General features: G+C 32.2%; 11 protein-coding genes and 1 pseudogene. 3 read left to right on the forward strand and 9 right to left on the reverse strand.

Going from position 1 to position 18,092, the window contains the following annotated elements; genetic code table 11:
• Window positions 1-6: 6 nt before the first annotated feature.
• The 4 genes from F0000_RS07135 to F0000_RS07150 form a co-directional block, all read right to left on the reverse strand.
• Window positions 7-5,136, reverse strand: a complete 5,130-nt coding sequence (locus F0000_RS07135) for a hypothetical protein (RefSeq protein ID WP_149624028.1) — start codon at window positions 5,134-5,136, stop codon at window positions 7-9.
• Between the two features lie 139 nt (window positions 5,137-5,275).
• Entirely contained in the window at window positions 5,276-5,977 is a 702-nt protein-coding gene (locus F0000_RS07140; protein WP_255452659.1) for a hypothetical protein, read from the reverse strand.
• A gap of 25 nt (window positions 5,978-6,002) precedes the next feature.
• Window positions 6,003-6,623: a hypothetical protein gene (locus tag F0000_RS07145; RefSeq protein ID WP_149624029.1), complete on the reverse strand. Its 621-nt coding sequence runs from the start codon at window positions 6,621-6,623 to the stop codon at window positions 6,003-6,005.
• A gap of 432 nt (window positions 6,624-7,055) precedes the next feature.
• Complete coding sequence (locus F0000_RS07150) at window positions 7,056-7,589, reverse strand: OmpH family outer membrane protein (RefSeq protein ID WP_149624030.1); 534 nt, start codon at window positions 7,587-7,589, stop codon at window positions 7,056-7,058.
• Window positions 7,590-8,288: 699 nt separating this feature from the next.
• Here F0000_RS07150 and F0000_RS07155 point away from each other — a divergent pair.
• A complete protein-coding gene (locus tag F0000_RS07155; protein ID WP_149624031.1) occupies window positions 8,289-10,349 on the forward strand; it encodes a ComEC/Rec2 family competence protein in 2,061 nt (686 codons plus the stop codon).
• A gap of 11 nt (window positions 10,350-10,360) precedes the next feature.
• Here the strand turns inward: F0000_RS07155 and F0000_RS07160 are convergent, their stop codons facing one another.
• On the reverse strand, window positions 10,361-11,644 hold the full coding sequence (locus tag F0000_RS07160) for a serine hydrolase (protein ID WP_149624032.1): 1,284 nt from the start codon (window positions 11,642-11,644) through the stop codon (window positions 10,361-10,363).
• 329 nt (window positions 11,645-11,973) lie between these two features.
• On the opposite strand from F0000_RS07160, the gene F0000_RS07165 reads away from it, so the two are divergent.
• Window positions 11,974-12,441, forward strand: coding sequence for a hypothetical protein (locus tag F0000_RS07165; RefSeq protein ID WP_149624033.1), 468 nt, complete (start codon window positions 11,974-11,976; stop codon window positions 12,439-12,441).
• A gap of 186 nt (window positions 12,442-12,627) precedes the next feature.
• Here the strand turns inward: F0000_RS07165 and F0000_RS07170 are convergent, their stop codons facing one another.
• Window positions 12,628-12,966 (reverse strand): hypothetical protein, encoded by a 339-nt coding sequence (locus tag F0000_RS07170; protein ID WP_149624034.1) that lies wholly within the window; start codon window positions 12,964-12,966, stop codon window positions 12,628-12,630.
• A gap of 580 nt (window positions 12,967-13,546) precedes the next feature.
• A complete protein-coding gene (locus F0000_RS07175) occupies window positions 13,547-14,746 on the reverse strand; it encodes a hypothetical protein (protein WP_149624035.1) in 1,200 nt (399 codons plus the stop codon).
• Between the two features lie 747 nt (window positions 14,747-15,493).
• Here F0000_RS07175 and F0000_RS28230 point away from each other — a divergent pair.
• Window positions 15,494-15,676, forward strand: a pseudogene (locus tag F0000_RS28230) (IS1595 family transposase); the annotation flags it as partial.
• A gap of 20 nt (window positions 15,677-15,696) precedes the next feature.
• On the opposite strand, the gene F0000_RS07180 reads toward F0000_RS28230, so the two are convergent.
• Complete coding sequence (locus tag F0000_RS07180; RefSeq protein WP_149624036.1) at window positions 15,697-16,236, reverse strand: thioredoxin fold domain-containing protein; 540 nt, start codon at window positions 16,234-16,236, stop codon at window positions 15,697-15,699.
• 99 nt (window positions 16,237-16,335) lie between these two features.
• Window positions 16,336-18,084: a peptide MFS transporter gene (locus F0000_RS07185; RefSeq protein ID WP_149624037.1), complete on the reverse strand. Its 1,749-nt coding sequence runs from the start codon at window positions 18,082-18,084 to the stop codon at window positions 16,336-16,338.
• Window positions 18,085-18,092: the final 8 nt, after the last annotated feature.

An 18,092-nucleotide genomic window follows, 5' to 3' on the forward strand; every position in this document is an offset into this window, starting at 1 on the left:
CTCTCATTATTTATAGTTATAAATAGTACGTTGTGTTTTTTTAAACCCTCCATCAGTAGTCTCATTATCGATAACTTCTGATTGAGTTTCGATCAATCTCCCCGCATCATCATATATATAATGAGTTGCCAGATTGTTTGCTCCTATGATATAGCTCAGTTCATCCCATTGGTTATACACATAAGAGGTCATTGAGGATTCTATAGGGCATATTCTAAAATCATCTACATAAATGCTCCCTCCAGCTGCAGTGATATATACAGTCTCATTTCCTGATCCCAGATCCTCATAATGATTTAATTGTGTCCAATCACCAGCATCTGCACGCTCTCCATTAAAGGTTTTCGTAGTGCCTTTGATATTGATACGTATTTTGCCTAAATCACTTTTGCGAACCCATACCGAAGTTTTATACTTTCCTTCGCGGTGTTTCCCTGAAGGAAGCGTGATTTTGAATCCTTGATTACCAGAATCAAGCAATAGCGATTGTGTTCCTGTATGCGCCACATCTGATTTTTGATATTGCCCTCCCAGCATCTGATCTTCCAGATAATTACCATCTCTGTATTCTGCTCCGGAATAAAACATTTCTTGATATCCAGCATTGGAGACAGCAATAATTTTGGATTGATCATCTGTCATTTTAGTACTGGCTTTATTTCCATTAATATCAATAGCTTCTAATGGCATCGAATAATGATCATATAAACTTACAGTACTTGTATTTATCCATTTAGTATTGGCTTGTGTACCATCATCACTCCAATCAAAATCATCAAGTGCTCCTGTATATCCAATATAGGCGCCATCATCGTCTACTTGCCCTTTCCAGGCAAAGGTTTTGTGTTTTCTCCAGATTTTTTCACTTGCATTTGCTGGAGTTGTCGTAGTACCGTTCTGATTATAATAGGTCCAATTGTTATTCCAGGTAGTAATATCCGCGTTGATGGTTTTCCAATCTCCATTGCTGCCTTTTATCTGTGTGAGATTAGCAGCTGTCTGGGTAAGCATATTTTTATTGGTCGGATTGTCTACCTTGGAGCCCATGCTATAACCGGTAGAAGGACTATAGGAATTAACATCTTTTGCTAAGAATTCTTTTGTTCTAACTAATTGTCCATCACCAAGAGTCTGTTCGGTTTCAATCGTTTTACCTGTTAAATTATCAAAGTTTACAAATTCAACAGTCTGTGAAATACCTCCTCTGGTAGTCTTTGTACTTCTTAATGTTGCAATTTGCATTTCTTTTGTCGAAGTGTTAAGAAAATATTTTTTCTTACCTGATTTTACATTTAGCTTTATAGTTTTAAAAGACTCTTTAGTTGATCCGAGTTTGTTATTTAAGAGATCATATTCATTTTCGACTTTTGATATCAACTGTCCTTTTGAATTAAGATCTGTTATAGAAAGTAAAGCTCCTAATGAAGTGAGGTTATTTGTTAATTTATGTCTAGAAAAATTAATATCTACTCTTTCTATACTTCCAGGTTTGACTTCGATATCAAGGTTAGTAATATTTTGATCTTGTGATTTTGTAAGTGATAGTATATCATCTAAACTAAATCCAGCATTATTATAAGTTATATTATCGAAAGTTTTAAAACGATATATAGTACTACTTTGTAGTAGATCATCATTACCATACTTAGAGACTTTTACCTGTCCATACATTACCTGTGGCGATGGTAATTCATTTATAAAACCAATACTTTTTCTAAAATCAGAAGGAGTGTGTATTGTAACTCCTGAACTCTGGTTTGGAGTTTTATTATAATCATATATAGATTTATATGAATTATTATTCTGTGTAGTTGTTAATTCAGATACTCTAATTCCACCTTGTTTATTATTTTCTAAAGACGCTTTATTAGCAATGAATGTGTATTTGCTTCTAGTCCCATTGCTTGTTGTTCTCGGGTCTCCACAGTTTCCACCATCGATTGATCCAAACCACTGTCCTGTTATACTTTCTAATTGATTGTAATATGACCATTGATTTTTAATACAGTTACTACCTCTTCTTACATTTTGATTCAAATGTGTATTTGGAATCTGAAAAGTAATTTGATCAGCAGTAACATTAATTATAGGATAATATCCCGCAACATCTCCGATCCTATGGGATGTGTTTCCAGGAGGATGTCTCCAATATAGTGCATCTAAAAATGCATTTTTTCCGACTTCAAAATAATTTCTAAAATCAATTTTATCCGTGATTTCTGGATTATTCCTGACCATTACATTTTTATTTCCTGAAATATCTGTGGAAAAAGAAAACTGCAAATCTTGATAAAAAACACGTAGTCCTTTTACTATTTCTTTGCTAATTTCATCTGATTGGTATTTGATATTTATCTTTCCTCCTGTCGGCATTTGAATACTTGATAGACTCCAAGCATCAGGATGTATTTTTTGATATCCCCATGGATCAATTTCATCTTTATTAAAACCTATTTGAGCTTTATTGTAAGAAAAATTATAATCAGGTATTAATTTATTTCCTTGTTTACCTTTTATAGAAAGAGACTTAAGGGTTAGTCTTCCTTTACTACTTGCATCAGAATTAAATGACCCTTTAGCAAGTGGATATGTTTCATCAAAATTAAAATCTATTACCTCAGTTGCTTTTTCTATGATATCAGCACTTAGGGCTTCTATATCATCCTTATCTAGAACATTATTATAAAACTCTCCATTCCAGGATCTCTGATGAATTATTGCTGGTTTATCAATAATTACTCTGCCTGCCGAATCAAAACCCTCTATCCGTTCCCTTATCTCAATATCACCTATGTGTACTGAAGCGGGTTCATTATTATTTGATTTAGATAAGTTCGAAGGGAGGTCTTTGTTTTTTAGTATCACTATTTTATCAAGGCGTAGTGATTTGTGAATTTTAGACTTATACTTATAGCCATGGTAAGTATTTGCGATATTTACATTATGGGCATAATCATTAGTCCCGTAAATTCCGTTCAAATAAATTTCCCCATCATTTCCTTTTACACGCTTACCGTGATGAATGTCCTGTAACCACTTCAAATCATTCGATCCTTTGGGAAAGTCTATTTTAGAAGATTTATCATCCTTTCTATCTTCTTTAATAAAAAGTGCCGTATGTGTTCTTGTTTTTATTTTATCTAAATAATATATGTCTTTGATTCCCCAGGAATATATTTTTGTTTTTTCAGTGACTGATTCTCCATCAGTTGGGTTTCTCCAGCTATATCCATCACTCCACTTACCATAATCAAATGTAACCCAATATCCATAATCGTTTTTGTCAATAAGATTATCCGCATTTTTATCAATATAATCTGGCCCAGTAATGGCAGTTAATAACCAATGTGTTGCATAGGGTTCAAATTGTTGACTTTCATTATAGTTTTCTTCAATATTATACTCTTCATTAGAACTACGTGTAACTTGTTCTCTTTGATATACAGGTATTGTGTAATGATAGGTTTTTCCATCAATTGCAGTTATCTGAAAAGCTCCTATCCCTTTAGAGGGTATTAATTTAGGGTCATTTCTATCAATTTGATTATTTAAAAAAATAAGATTTGGATTAGCACTTATTTGTTCATTCGTATAGGTCTCAACATATTTACCTTTTTTTAATCGATTTTTATTGGCAACATACATGGTTTCACCATTTAAATTAGAAACTACTGTATTATCTAAGATATCATAATCGAAAATATCGGTGGGGAGATTAGATAAGTTTGGTGTCCAATTACCAGTATCCAAATTGAGATAGGAGGAAAGCTCATTTTGAAAATAAAAGTGAATATCATTTCCATTCGAAGCATCAATCCTGTTGTTAAATCTCCTTAAAGATTTAGGATACTGACTCACCATATATGCATCTTCTCCAGAAGCAGAACTGATTACATCTTGCTTTGTATGTAAATATCCAGGTTCTATTACTAAAGGACTCATAGTACCTGAAATACCTTGTCCCGACACATTATAATTGTCATACCCCGTAAAAGAGAAACTACCTCTTTCAGTGTCATCAAGAAAAGGATTTTTTGATTCATAACTGTCAAAATCAACTTTGGTTTCGAAGATTGATTTTTGAAGAACCTCATCCATAGCTCCTGCATATAAAGAACCCTGATTAATTGTATAATCGGCTTCAAAAACCCAAAATTTTCTTTCAGAATAACTGAGACCGAACACAAAGAGGTTTGCTGCTATATTTCTCTTAGTAATATTTGGAGTAATATTTCCACTGATACTATTGTTGAGCCCTATACCTGCTCCAAGATATGTAGCACTTAAGCCTTGCTTAGAGTTTAAAGAAACACCTGTACCATCAGATGAAGATAATGAAGCTGTAGTACTTCCATTTATAAAGGATTGAGATACATTTAAATTGGCACTAACCCCATTACGACCTAAACTTACTCCAGCACTTACAGCATCAGTTCCAATACTTCCGTTAATTGAAATAGGAGAATTTTCTCCTAAACCAACACTTCCTGTTAATCCAAAATCTCTACGATATTCAGTTTCTCCTGTAAAAGCTCGGTTTTCAGTATTACTTATGTAAAAACCTATCGACCCTCCAAAACCATCACCAAAACCAATACCTGCAGAAAAACCAAACCTAGAAGTTTTATTGACTCCAGAAGTAATAATATTATATGTTTTTGCATCATACCAATCATCAGGAGATTTGACAACACTTCTATTAATAGCTCCTGGATTCAAAGACCACCCCAATCCTACCCAGGAAGCTTCCTGATCCATCGCAATCCCTGCATGGTAGGATAATGCTAATGGATATCCTCCTTCTGGGGATGGTACATTGAGTAATGGTAATACGTACGAAAAATCTCCTGTTACTAGATTTACCATGTCCGTAGCATCTACAGGCTCAAAGGCTGCTGCTTCTGGAGCTGTGGGTCCATTGTTGTTTGCCCATAATTGATTATAAGGAATCAATGTTTGTAAAAAAATAATCGTAAAAAACAAGGCAATGATGCGATGCGATGGTTTGTAATCCGAAGTCTGAAGTCCGAGGGCAGAAAGCCGTAGCCGAGAGATCAGAGTTCTTAGTTTTTGATTCAAAACATTTTTGATTCTCTTTACTTTTTTGAGTTCTTTGTTTCTATGTTTATTCCTCATACGTAATTATGTTTTCCGCTTAGAAAAGCTAAGCGTGATAATGGATATTAGGTTCAATAGTTTATTTTTTTAATCTTTATGTCAGATAAAAATTAGAGTTTTTTTAAAGTAGAACTTTAGTACAACCATCTTCTAACTTTTATTCCCTGTCTTGAAACTCTAGTTTCGGTTCATTTTTAAAAATCTTTGTAGGGATCTTAAACTTCACTTCTCCAGTATAAAAACCAAGATCTTCTATAGTTAATGTCATTTCTTCTGCATTTGTTACCTTTTTTTCTTTTGGATATACTAGCAGAAGGGTAGTAGCTCCACTCATACCATACATTCTGGGATAGATATAATCTGCCATAACAATGGTATCTTTTTGCGGTGTATACAAATGTATTTTCTCTTCCATCCCAAAGGCTAATTGATTGACCATCCCTCCAAATTTTTGTTTTTTTCCAGCGACATTGCTTAATAATTCCTGATTATTTCTTGCCATCGATAGGTTGAAATAGAGGTATTGGTCATATTTTTTGCGCAGACTATCAATTTTTGATGCTGTCGCTTTACCACTTAATTCTTGCTCTACTAGCAGATCTGTAGGTTTGTATACAATTGAGAAATCTACTCCGTTTACCGTTTTGGTATGCAGATATCCATTTTCAGGATCATTAAGATAGTCCCATAACTGTTCTGTACTCTCAAAAGTTTTATTGGTGCAGGAGGTGAATAATACTCCAAAAAACAATATAATGACACACATATATATGTTTTTAATTCCTGTTTTAAGTAAACCTCTGATCTCTTTCATGAGAGGAACTACTCTGGGTTGAGGGTTTAGTTTAGTACTTTGCATATAGAATTTACTTTGATACCGTGTTTTATTCTACTATTTTGATTTCAATTGCATCATATGTCTCTGACCTGATTCCTACCAATCCGTATACTGTAGTTTCTTTTGCTATAGTAGCTCCGTGAAGGTCATAGTTGAACAAATCCGTTTTAAATTTTTTATTGGCAGCGCCAGCAGCTATCATATTTCCTCCGGCAATACCGGGCCCTACTATTAGACCTAATGGAAAACTTCTATTTTCAACCCCTTGATTATCTACTGTAGTGGTTTGTAGGTTTAGCGGTGTTAATAACAAATACCATAAGTACGAAGGAACGGATTGCCTTAATTTTTTGAATACCTGTTCTGTTTCCAAAATGTTCAGTGCTGTACCATTTTGATTTTGGAGTATAAGGTCTTTTCCAAATACTAAATCATTCGATGCGTTGTTATTAATTTGTACCGCGACTAGCTTAATTCCTTTTTTATTTTCTTTTTTGGTATATCGCTTGTTTAAAATATTGTATTTGTATTTTATGGATACTGCTTTATTGACACTAGATGAGTTATATCTAACTTGACTAGGTTTAATAGTTCTATAGCCAGAAGCACAGCTCACCATCATAATGTATATGAGTAGTATTCCTAATAATTGTATAACTTTTGTCATGTTTACTTCCTATTTTTTTAATTATTTTATTATTGATTCTATGTCCAATGAATAGATGGAGGATATTTGATTTTTGTTCTTTTATTGTTAAATTCTTTGTAAGGTGAATAGTGGATAAGAGCTTGTTTAAAAACCTTACTTCTTGAAAACAAATGTTTTAAGAACCGTGAGCTTACTTCAAATAATTAAAATATCTCGATATTCTCATCATTTGAAGTGTCCTCAGAACCTCAAACTATTGATTTTCAATTTGTATTCTTTTTAAACATACTCTAAAAGAGACACACACAAAGGGTGTCACTTTAAGTAATTTTTAAATAAAAACCGTATTGAGAAATTTTACATAGTGAAAACTCACTCCCCTTCACTACAATTTCCTATAGAAAATCACTCAGCTTAGTATGATTTTTTTCCTCTATTAGTTATGCTTATTTAATTCCCTTCGAACTCAGCATTTAATTTTTCTAAAACCTTATCTGTTAAATCCGCAGTTTCTTCTCCATACATAATCGTTCCGCTTCCTGTAGCGCCAAAAATCACCTTATATCCATTTTTTTTACCATATTCTTTAACAAAATCATTAATATCATTGATTACGGTCTGGGTTACTTTTTTGTCTTCTTCTTGCAATTGCTTCTGCACCGCTTGCTGATAGTTATTGATCTGTTGTTGTTTATTACTTAATAATTCTTGTTTTAATTCAAGCTCTTTTTTACTTAGACTACTGCGTTCTTTTTCGTACGTTTTTAATTCTTTTTGCCAGTCTGATAAGAGACTATCCACATTAGATTTCATGGTTTTTGCCTTTTCATCAAAATCTGTTTTTACTATTTTGGTTCTTTTATAACCTTCTAATAGTTTATTGACATCTACGTATACCAATTCTGAGGAAGATTGAAAATAGAAAAAGGATCCTACTGAAGCGATAAGGGCAATTAGGGCAATGGGTAATGATAGTTTATTCATTTCTTTTTGTTTATGATGATCAAAGTCAGGAATTGAACATATATGCTTTTACATATTTATTTAAAAATCAAGAGATTAACCTCTTAAAATTAGTTCCAAACTTCATCCTCTGGCTTTAGATAATTCAACGTTTATTATATTTTGTATAAGTAAGTGTCATTGGAGCAGATTATGTTACCCCCGAAAAGCATTTTTTTTTATTTTTATTAGAAGTAAGCCAAGAAAACAGGATCAAAAAGTGTGTGCAAAAACATTTTTATGATAATGACTGTCAAATAAAAGCGAGTTCTTTTTATTTTGACGTATAAACGAAAAGCACTGATTTTCCGGTAGTATCTACCCATTTTTCAGAGATAAAAAAATAGCAATAAACTATCTGTGGGTATGTCCAAGAGGAATTTATAAGAAAAAATAGTTCGATTTCGAGACTAGCCTCGGAGCATTTAAATCTCGACTATCGAATAATCACTTTGTTTTTTGAGAAATCGTACTATACGGCAGTTCCTTAAATAAAAGCTACACAAACTTAATCCCAATAAATGTAAATACCTTTTTCATAGCTTTTATTGCGGAAATTAGCCTTAGTATAGTATCCACTCTAACACATAAAAGCAAAAAAACATAAGAATCAGGGGTAACATAACCCTATGAACCAACACTATATAATAAGGAGGCTTTTTATCCTCTTTTAATTTTAGTATGGTATATAAACTTTTTAATGTTCCTTTTTTTATTCTTACAATCTCAGTCACCATTGGGATATTACTAGGATACTACATACCGTTAGACTTAAATCTAATTCTATCTATAGTATGTATATTAATAATATGCCTGTATGTATCCTGGTGGTATGCAAAAAGAATGTTCAACAAAAGTTATTCATTTAGCATTCTTACGATCCTTGTGTTTATACATTTGGGCATTGGCTTAGTTACAATTTATAATCCCAAAAACGATTTAGGTCATTACTCACAGTTAATACCTACAAAAGAATCTCTCCGGGAACCTCTGGGAATACAGTTTTATATAAAAGAGAGATTAAAACCTACTTCATATTATCATAAATATATTATTTCTGTACAAATCTTAAAAAACAAAATAGCTAGTGGAGATATTTTATTAAGAATACCAAGAGATAGTAGTAATACAAAAAACTTATCCATTGGAGATAGCTACTTAACTTATGCTGTATTAAAACCAATAGCAAAACCACTTAATCCTCATCAATTTGATTATGCAAAATATCTAAGCAAGCAATACATATATCATCAATTAACACTCTCAAAAAATCAATTAACACATCTCAATACTATTAAATGGTCATTATATCGGGTAGCAGACAATATTAGAACAGCTATTCATGACCAACTTACTACCCATGGATTTACTCAAAAACAGTTGTCAATCATCAATGCACTAGTTTTGGGTCAGCGCCAAGATATTGACAAAGATATCATGACCGCCTACAGAAATGCAGGAGCTGCTCACATGCTAGCGGTATCTGGGTTACACGTTGGTATTCTTTTAGGGATATTGAATTTTATTCTTGCACCCTTAAATCGTTTTAGAAAAAAAGGGATTATCATAAAGACAGTTATAATCATATCACTTCTTTGGAGCTTTGCGATCATTGCAGGATTATCTCCATCTGTATTACGAGCCGTAACGATGTTTTCTTTTATTGCAATTGGTCAACAGCTCAGAACCAAAACCAGCATATACAATGCTTTATTTATCTCTTTCTTTATTTTAATCTGTTGCAATCCATTATTACTATTTTCTATTGGATTTCAACTTAGCTACGTCGCTGTTTTCTCAATTATATGGATACAACCTTTTATAACAAAATTCTATAACCCCAGATTCTATATAGATAGAAAACTTTGGGAAACCTTCACAACTACTATGGCTGCACAATTGGGCATATTGCCATTGACATTATTCTATTTTCATCAATTTCCTTTGTTATTCTTTATTGCCAATCTTCTCATCGTACCCTTGTTAGGTATTATTCTTGGTGCTGGAATCTTTTGCATTATTTTGGCAAAACTGAATCTCCTATTCAACTCCATTGTTACGGCTTATGGAAAATGTATTGATACTATGAATAGTATTGTGCAATGGGTTTCACATCAGGAAGCTTTTTTGATTACAAAAATTTCTTTTTCGCGAGAAATCCTTATCATTAGCTATATACTTTTAATTTGTATCGTATTACTCTGCAAAAAATATGCTATTAAAAAACTGATTCTAGTAGGAGTAAGTACTATTGTATTGCTATTAATTATGAATTTTGAAAAATATTATCATATTAAAAATGAAGAATTTATAGTTTTTCATAGTCACCGCAATACGATCATAGGGATTCTACAACAACGCTCTTTTAAAACATACAGTAGCAGTAATTTTTCCGAAATGAACAAAAATTATATACTACAGAACTATATCACAAACAAAAACAGCAATATTATTTCTTCTCAAAAACTAAAAAATGTATATACCTACAAGAAAAAAGTGATACTGATTATTGACAGTACAGGAATATATAATATTGAAAGATTACAGCCAGATATTATTATTCTTTCTAATTCTCCAAAAGTTCATTTAGAAAGAATAATAAAAAAGTTAAAACCGACAAAGGTCATCGCTGATGCAAGCAATTATACCAGTTATTTAGATCAATGGGAAATAAGTTGTCAAAAATTAGAAATCCCTTTTCATCGAACAGACAAAAAGGGAGCTTTTATATTAAAAAACTAATGTTTTATGTATTACAATTGTGCAATCTCATCAGACAACAACTCATCCTCTTTTATATTCATTACCTCTTTAATGATTTTATGAATATCAGGAATCACATTTCTGGCAAGTTTTGTAGGGCTATTAAAAAGTACAGTAATTCCAATATCTTCCTGTGGATATAGAGCAATCTCACTTCTGTAACTATTCACATGACCTCCGTGATGAATCAATTTACTAGACGCTCCTGTGGTACGATCCACAAAATTATGTATTCTCCATCCTAATCCATAATATGAAGATTTATGTCCAGCCCATCTTTGATAATATTTACTCTTACCTTCTACCTTAATTCTTGGGGTAAACACATCATTAATTGAAGCAGATTTCATCACCTCTGGATTGTGACCTAACAAAAACTTCATCCATTTTGCCATATCTACTACACTCGCATTTACTCCGCCCGCAGCAATAGCATTAAAATATTTAGTATTCATCGGTACTTTTCTCCATCTTCCATATCGTTTTTGATGTGGCTGGGCAACATTATCAGCATTTTTTAAAGTTTCATAATCTGTAGATGCAGACACCATTTCTAAAGGGGTAAATATTTTTTCTTGCATTACTTCTCCAAAAGACTTTCCGGTTACTCTCTCTATAACTTCACCACTAAGCGCAAAGGCTGCATTTTGATAACTGTATATTGTTCCAGGTTTTCTTGTAGATTTAATATTTTTGAAACTCCCTGCAATTTCATCCAACGATACTCCGTCTTCAACCAGATTCGTATAACTATGATAGGGCAACCCGGCAGAATGAGAAAGTACGTGTGATAATGTAATCTCATTTGTTCTATTCTTATTCCTCAATTCGAAATTAGGAATATAATCAACAATTTTATCATCCCACGATAACAATCCTTCTTCTACATGGATTCCTGCTAGAATTCCTCCAAATCCTTTGGATACTGACCCAACTCTAAATATTGTCTCTTCTGAAACTCTATCCATCAATCTAGTATTTCTTTTGCCAAAACCTCCAAGATATATAGTAGAATCACACTTTACAATCCCTACAGAAGCTCCTACTATTTTATTTTGCCTAAGCGCTTTATTAAAATAATCTTCTATAGCTTCTGCCAAACGCTCTTTATAAAGATCTCCAATATTGATATCTTCCTGGAATGGCTTTTCTTTGATAATTGTTTGTATTGTTTGTGCTATTTGAGGCTTTTCAATTTGGCTTTCTGAGATAGGTGGAAATAACAATGCGGTTAGTAGCACTAATGGCGCAATAATTATCAAACATTTTTTCATAGTAGGTTTAGGCTTTAAAAAAAGAACAAGCAAGTTGGCATATACTTGTAGTATAATTTGGGTTATAGGTTTATTAATTCTACACAAATATAACGATTATATGCAAATATCTTCGTTATAATACATAATTTTACTTTTAAACTATCGTTTAAATTTCATAAATATGAAATTCTACTGTAATACTAACGTTATTTCACGATAAAATTGTATATAATTTAATTTTAATTCTAAAAAAATATTGATGATTTGATAGTATATTCTAGACAATTTTATTAATTTCATAAAATAGTAAGTTTTTACTTACTTTTACGACGATTAATACAAAAACTATGCGCCAAAGTATTTTTTTAATAGCATTAATCATAGGAGGTATATTTTTTTGTCCTGCTCAACAAATAAGGTTAGTTCCTGTTAATAAAGTCAACAAACTCAATGATGGTTGGCATAAACTTTCTTCTCAAGGAGCACTTCTGGATGTTGAGATACGTGATGGTGTTTTAGTAAAAGGAAATGTCACCTGGTTTGACGGAGCCAAGTATTCAGGTACGTTTTATGGTAATAAGATTGGTGGTAAAGGTACCTTTACCTGGATCAATGGAGAATATTACGAAGGTAATTTTAAAAACAATCAGCGTCACGGAAAAGGATCTATGCACTATAAAGATGGAACAAAATATTCTGGAAAATGGAAAAATAATCAAAAAAATGGTAAAGGAAAACTATATGACGATACTGGTAAAATAATTAAACAAGGGCTCTGGAAGCAAAATGTTTTCATCGATCAAAAGGATAAATAATATTATTTTCAAGTTACATTCATCTAGTTAAGATTGTCTTTTAACCTAAGCATTCAGATTAAAGCTCACCAGTAAATCACCTATTGGATATACTTAATTTTTGTTTTTTATACAAAACAGAAAAATTTTCTTTTCTGATGTTCTAATCCAAATCAGAATTGGCATACCAGATTCTGCTTATTACCACTATACAAGTTTAATATCTTCCTTAAACAAGGTGTGAATATATTCTGCGTGTTGCTTGGCATCTTCTTTACTTTCTAAGCAATGAAAAAGTAAATGAATTAAGCCATAATCTCCCAGACTATCACGATACTCGTGACGTTCTTTATTTTTTACCCATAAAATAAACGAACATAAGTGTCCTATTTCTCCCAACTTAACAGGATTCATTAAACATTTCTTAAACTCATCTAATTCCATAAACGCATACTCATTATATTTCATCTTACAAAAGTTATAATCAAACGTATGCTTATATGATCTACGTTTACGACTCTGTATTTCATAATTAATTCCACTCATAAGGCAGCTGATATTAAATTAACCCATGTTTTCGATACCGTTTTCTTCTCTTATCTAACTATAGACTCGATAAACATTTAGAAAAATCAACTCAGTATGATGCTATTTTCTAAGTATTTTTACTAGGACGAACTCATGTTTCATTTGGTATTCATATGTTCACTTTATAGGTTTGGGTTTGCTAAATAATTATATAATACCATTTCTGATCTAAAATGGTATCATTGGTTTAGATTTTAATTAGTAAATGTCAAAAAGCTCTCCAAAAGTATTTTTTTAAGATTCTTTTAATGGAGTTTAACTTTATTATAATATTGGAATAATTCCAATACAAAGATATAAAAAATGGAATAATTCCAAGTTGTTTTACATTATTATTTCCCTAAAAATTTATCTAATACCATATTAAACTCCGATTTTATCTATCTATATAAAATCGGAGTTTAATATGGTATTTAATATAATATGACTGTTCTTATGAGTTGTCTCTTAACAAGATATAGGTTTATAACTTGTCGTATACACCTATTTTAGAATAAGATAATTTTAAAAAATGGTACTACATTGTATATCATAATGCTCACAGACTACCACCTTGATTAATAATAACAGTATTATTCATTCCATTCTGTAATGCTATAGCAGTATTATTTGTTCCGTTTTGTAAAATTGTACTCGTATTTAATTGGTTAGTTTGTTTTACTAGTGTATAATTTCCTGTTCCTGTTTGAGTATTCAGTACAGTATTTAGATTTCCTTCTTGTAAAATATCACTCAGGTTTTCAGCTCCGTTTTGAGAAGAGCTTATTTCATTTCCATCCCCAATTTGTTGTTGAATCATAGCATTATTTCCCTCTAAAACTCCAACAATTCCTTCTTGAGTAGCTTTGGCATTATTATCAAACCCTAATTGTCGTTGATTTATTATATTTTCTCCTCCTTCAGACAGTATATTCTGCTCGGCAGAAGCACTGTTAGAATGTCCTTCTTGAATCTGACTGATAAAACTACCACTTGAGTTAAAAGAACTACTTCCTTGAAGCGCTACAAGGTCATTAACACTACGTGATTGTTCTTGTAGCACTGTATTGTTATCCCCCCATTGTCTTATAACTGCATAATTAAAATCACCTTGTATTTGATGTGCACTATTACTGTTTCCAAACTGAGTTATAGATCCTGTGATAAAAGCTCCTGATTGAGACGAGGATGCTGTATTAAAAGAACCTGTCTGCGTTATTGAAATAATATTTTCTTCACCTTTTTGAGAAGCAGTAGCGTTATTATAATCTCCAAACTGTTTTTGCCTAACATAATTAAATGGATCGTTTCCGTCCCATTGAGAACTAGTAGCATAATTATTATTTCCTTCCTGAAGCTGCATTGATCGTTGATAAGATCCATGATCTATTGTGTTCTGAGATGAAGAAGCGAAATTTTTATTTCCTCTCTGCACCTGATCTATTTTGCTGTCAAATCCTGGTCCTTGATGCGCAAAAACTGAATTATAATCTCCTTTTTGCGTTTGGGTAATTGTCCCGGTTGCTGGTCCATAGATATAAGGAAAATCTGGATCGTTTCCTTGAGCAAGTTCCAGTTCTTGAATAACTTCAGCGTTATTTCCTGTTCCTACTTGTACTGTAGTACTTGTAAACCGCCCCTCTTGTGTGATGTTGGCAATATTCAGATCCCCAGATTGATCAAGATTAGCTGTGCTAGATTGTGCAACCATGATTGCTGCACTTAATAAAGTTCCTAAACTAAAAACGACTTTTTTCATATGTGATATAATTGGTTATTATCTATCTTTAAAAAAATGAGGCAATTCTAAAGTAACTAAATAAATTGAATTTCTCTGATGCTAGAGTATTAAATTAATATGACTATCTGATGTCTTATACGATTTATAACTAAAAATTTCGCATATTCATCGTTTCTTTTTCCTTTCTACTTCGTTTAAAAAATAAACCGTAGCTATAGCTATGCTTGATTTTTTTGCCTTGCATAAAGAAAAAATAATTCAATGAATTTATACGAATTTTTTAATCACAAATCGTATTACATAAAGCCATTAATTATTGTATGTCTTTGTTTGAAAGATGGTTACACTCTAAAAAAAGTCTACAGGTTTTTTCAAAAAATTCACAGATAGGGAGAGTTACAAACCTCATTTTAAAGCAGAAAGAGATAAACAAGGTGTTATTCAAGTATAGAACGTTATTGGATCTCTACACAGAACCAATATCAATATAAAAACCTTAGGTTCAGAAACATTGTATGTAGTGGAAACTTATTATACGACCATAATTACCCTATTACTGTTCGTATTTTTTTAGTATGTTACTTATACCATTTACCATTTGAATTTACTAGAATAACAACAGATCAAAGATATCATCGATACAGAAGCATCTGTTACCTACAGACAGAGCTAATAATTATAATGATATCAAGGAGTATTTAGAAGACCATAAAGTGTCTTACTAAAAGATAAAACCAAAACCTCAGAAATACGCTGACTTGAGCACATATTGCTATCAGTAATACTAAAAGATTATTGTTGGACACATCATTCTACTGGTATTGATATTCACAAAGCTATCTGGATGAATATTACTACAAATTCAATAGAAGATTCCTTGAATCAATATTCAATAAAGCTATCAGAACAGTAGTAGCAAGTAAAAAAAACATTATACCAACTACCTGATAGTATATAAAAAATAATAGTTAATTCTCGAATGTACTTACAAAAGATTGTTCATAATTTTTCCAGGCATCTGCGGTAGTTAACTTTTTATAATCATCATTAACAATCATTTTGAGAAAAATTTCTAATTGTTGCGGCGTTTTATATCCTACAACAGGCGTAATCACCTTACCAGTTTCATCAAAGAAAACGATACTTGGGTAGCCACTTATCTTCAATGCATTTGCAAAAAAATGCTGACTGTTTCTACCTTTTCTATTTGGGTTATAATTAGGGTTGGTATACGTAAAATCATTATATTTAATCTCCTCGGTCCCTTCTGCATTAAATTTTACGGCATAATAATTAGTGTTTACATAATTTACCACATCTGTATTATGAAACGTTTTTTTATCAAGCAATTTGCATGGACCGCACCAATCTGTATATGCATCCATGAATATTTTCTTTGGGTTCTTTTTTTGAGCTTCTAGCGCTTCATTCATGGACATCCAATTGATTTCTTGTGCCTGCAAAGGCAAAATGAATAGAAATCCAAGTAGAAAAAGTAGGTTTTTCATATGTTCAATATTTACATTTTTATATTAGTCGGAGCAAAAACTGTTCCTTAATTAAAAATTCCATTGATCTGGGTAACGGGTAAAACTATATTTTTAGTATTAGCGAATTCCGTGCATTAGTTTTTTGAGCAAGGGGTTCAAAAATATGATTACCACTCCTGCTACTATCGGAACTATTGTAAATATCAGAAAAAATGTTGACAAATTATAATTCGCTGTTACTTCATCAATCATTCCCCCCAATGTTCCAGCTGCCTTTTGTCCAATAGCTATAGCCAGATACCAGATTCCAAACATAAAAGCAATCATTCGTCCCGGAACTAATTTACTCAAATAAGACAATCCTACAGGTGACAAACACAACTCTCCAAGTGTATGGAATAAATACGCTAGAATTAACCAGATCATACTTACAGAAGCCGTTTTGGCTCCTTGCGGAATTCCGGAAGACCCATAAGCTAATAAAGCAAATCCTAAACCTAATAAAACGAGTCCAAAACCATATTTGAATGCAGCACTTGGATTATATTTACTCTCCCACCATTTAGAAAACAGTGGCGCCAAAGCAATAATAAAAAATGAATTTAAAATCCCAAACCAGGTTGCTCCAACCTCGGTAGTATCTTTGCTAAATTCATTATTAAGTTTCCAGATAACTATCCCCCAAATAATTAAAAAAGATATAGATAAAACGACATTAGACATGCCTATTTTAGAGAATGTTTTTTTGAACAATAAATACAGCACCCAGGTAATAATCAATAAAGGAACGACCGTAAGGATTGCATCAATACTCTTAAAAATTAATGCCGATGATCCAGATAAATCTCTGGCAGTATAATCTCTTGCAAAAATATTCAAGGATCCAGCCGCCTGCTCAAACGCTGCCCAAAAAAATATGGTAAAGAACGCAAAAATAGAAACAGCAATCATTCTATCTCTTACTTTAGCACTATATCGCGCAATACGAGCTATAATAAGAAACAAAAACAAGATAACAGCAAAGACTATAACTACCGTAGCTCCCTCATAATTACCCAAGGTAAAATCAAAAAGATTAACATCTCTAATTTTAGACATTGGATCATTAATCAACCAAGTGAATCCTACTAGTGAAGTTATTACAATAAGTATCTTGTCAATACCTGTAAAGGGATTCAGTTTATCTCCTTCTTCAAGCACAATTTCTTTTTTTATTTTCACATTAGGTTTTGCTCCTATTTCTCCAAATAGATTTTTGGCTAGCCAAAATTGGATCATTCCTAAAAACATAAAAATTCCTGCTAATCCAAAACCTAAAGCCCAGCTATAATTTTCTCCCAAATATCCACAAAGCATAATACCAAAGAAAGCTCCTGCATTCACTCCCATGTAAAAAATGGTATACGCTCCATCCTTTTTAGCATCATTCCCTTTGTACATTTCAGAAATAATAGAAGTGATATTGGGTTTAAATAATCCAGTACCTATTACTAATAATCCTAAACCAATATATAGTGTAGTTTCTGTCTCAAAAGCCATAGAAACATGTCCTAGTGTCATAAATAAACACCCTATTACAATAGCCCATCTATACCCTATGATCTTATCAGCTATATATCCTCCAAGAATCGGAGTTAAATATAATAGAGAAGCATAGGTTCCAAACAAAGCTAATGCATGTTCTCTTGGCCAGTTTGCCCAGCCGGGATTATCCCCAAATAAAGGTGCTGTAAGGAAAATGACTAAAAGAACTCTCATTCCATAAAACGAGAATCGTTCCCACATCTCAGTAAAGAAAAGTACAAATAATCCTCCGGGATGTCCTAAAACCTTATCTTTAAATAAATTTTCTATATCTGCATTCATAGAATGTT

Source organism: Aquimarina sp. RZ0 (genome assembly GCF_008370685.1).
Classification (GTDB): Bacteria; Bacteroidota; Bacteroidia; order Flavobacteriales; family Flavobacteriaceae; genus Aquimarina.

Excerpts from the sequence above, each read along its gene's own strand:
- F0000_RS07135 (WP_149624028.1), bottom strand. The coding sequence starts at position 5,136 with ATGAGGAATAAACATAGAAACAAAGAACTCAAAAAAGTAAAGAGAATC.
- F0000_RS07140 (WP_255452659.1), bottom strand. The coding sequence starts at position 5,977 with ATGCAAAGTACTAAACTAAACCCTCAACCCAGAGTAGTTCCTCTCATG.
- F0000_RS07145 (WP_149624029.1), bottom strand. The coding sequence starts at position 6,623 with ATGACAAAAGTTATACAATTATTAGGAATACTACTCATATACATTATG.
- F0000_RS07150 (WP_149624030.1), bottom strand. The coding sequence starts at position 7,589 with ATGAATAAACTATCATTACCCATTGCCCTAATTGCCCTTATCGCTTCA.
- F0000_RS07155 (WP_149624031.1), top strand. The coding sequence starts at position 8,289 with ATGGTATATAAACTTTTTAATGTTCCTTTTTTTATTCTTACAATCTCA.
- F0000_RS07160 (WP_149624032.1), bottom strand. The coding sequence starts at position 11,644 with ATGAAAAAATGTTTGATAATTATTGCGCCATTAGTGCTACTAACCGCA.
- F0000_RS07165 (WP_149624033.1), top strand. The coding sequence starts at position 11,974 with ATGCGCCAAAGTATTTTTTTAATAGCATTAATCATAGGAGGTATATTT.
- F0000_RS07170 (WP_149624034.1), bottom strand. The coding sequence starts at position 12,966 with ATGAGTGGAATTAATTATGAAATACAGAGTCGTAAACGTAGATCATAT.
- F0000_RS07175 (WP_149624035.1), bottom strand. The coding sequence starts at position 14,746 with ATGAAAAAAGTCGTTTTTAGTTTAGGAACTTTATTAAGTGCAGCAATC.
- F0000_RS07180 (WP_149624036.1), bottom strand. The coding sequence starts at position 16,236 with ATGAAAAACCTACTTTTTCTACTTGGATTTCTATTCATTTTGCCTTTG.
- F0000_RS07185 (WP_149624037.1), bottom strand. The coding sequence starts at position 18,084 with ATGAATGCAGATATAGAAAATTTATTTAAAGATAAGGTTTTAGGACAT.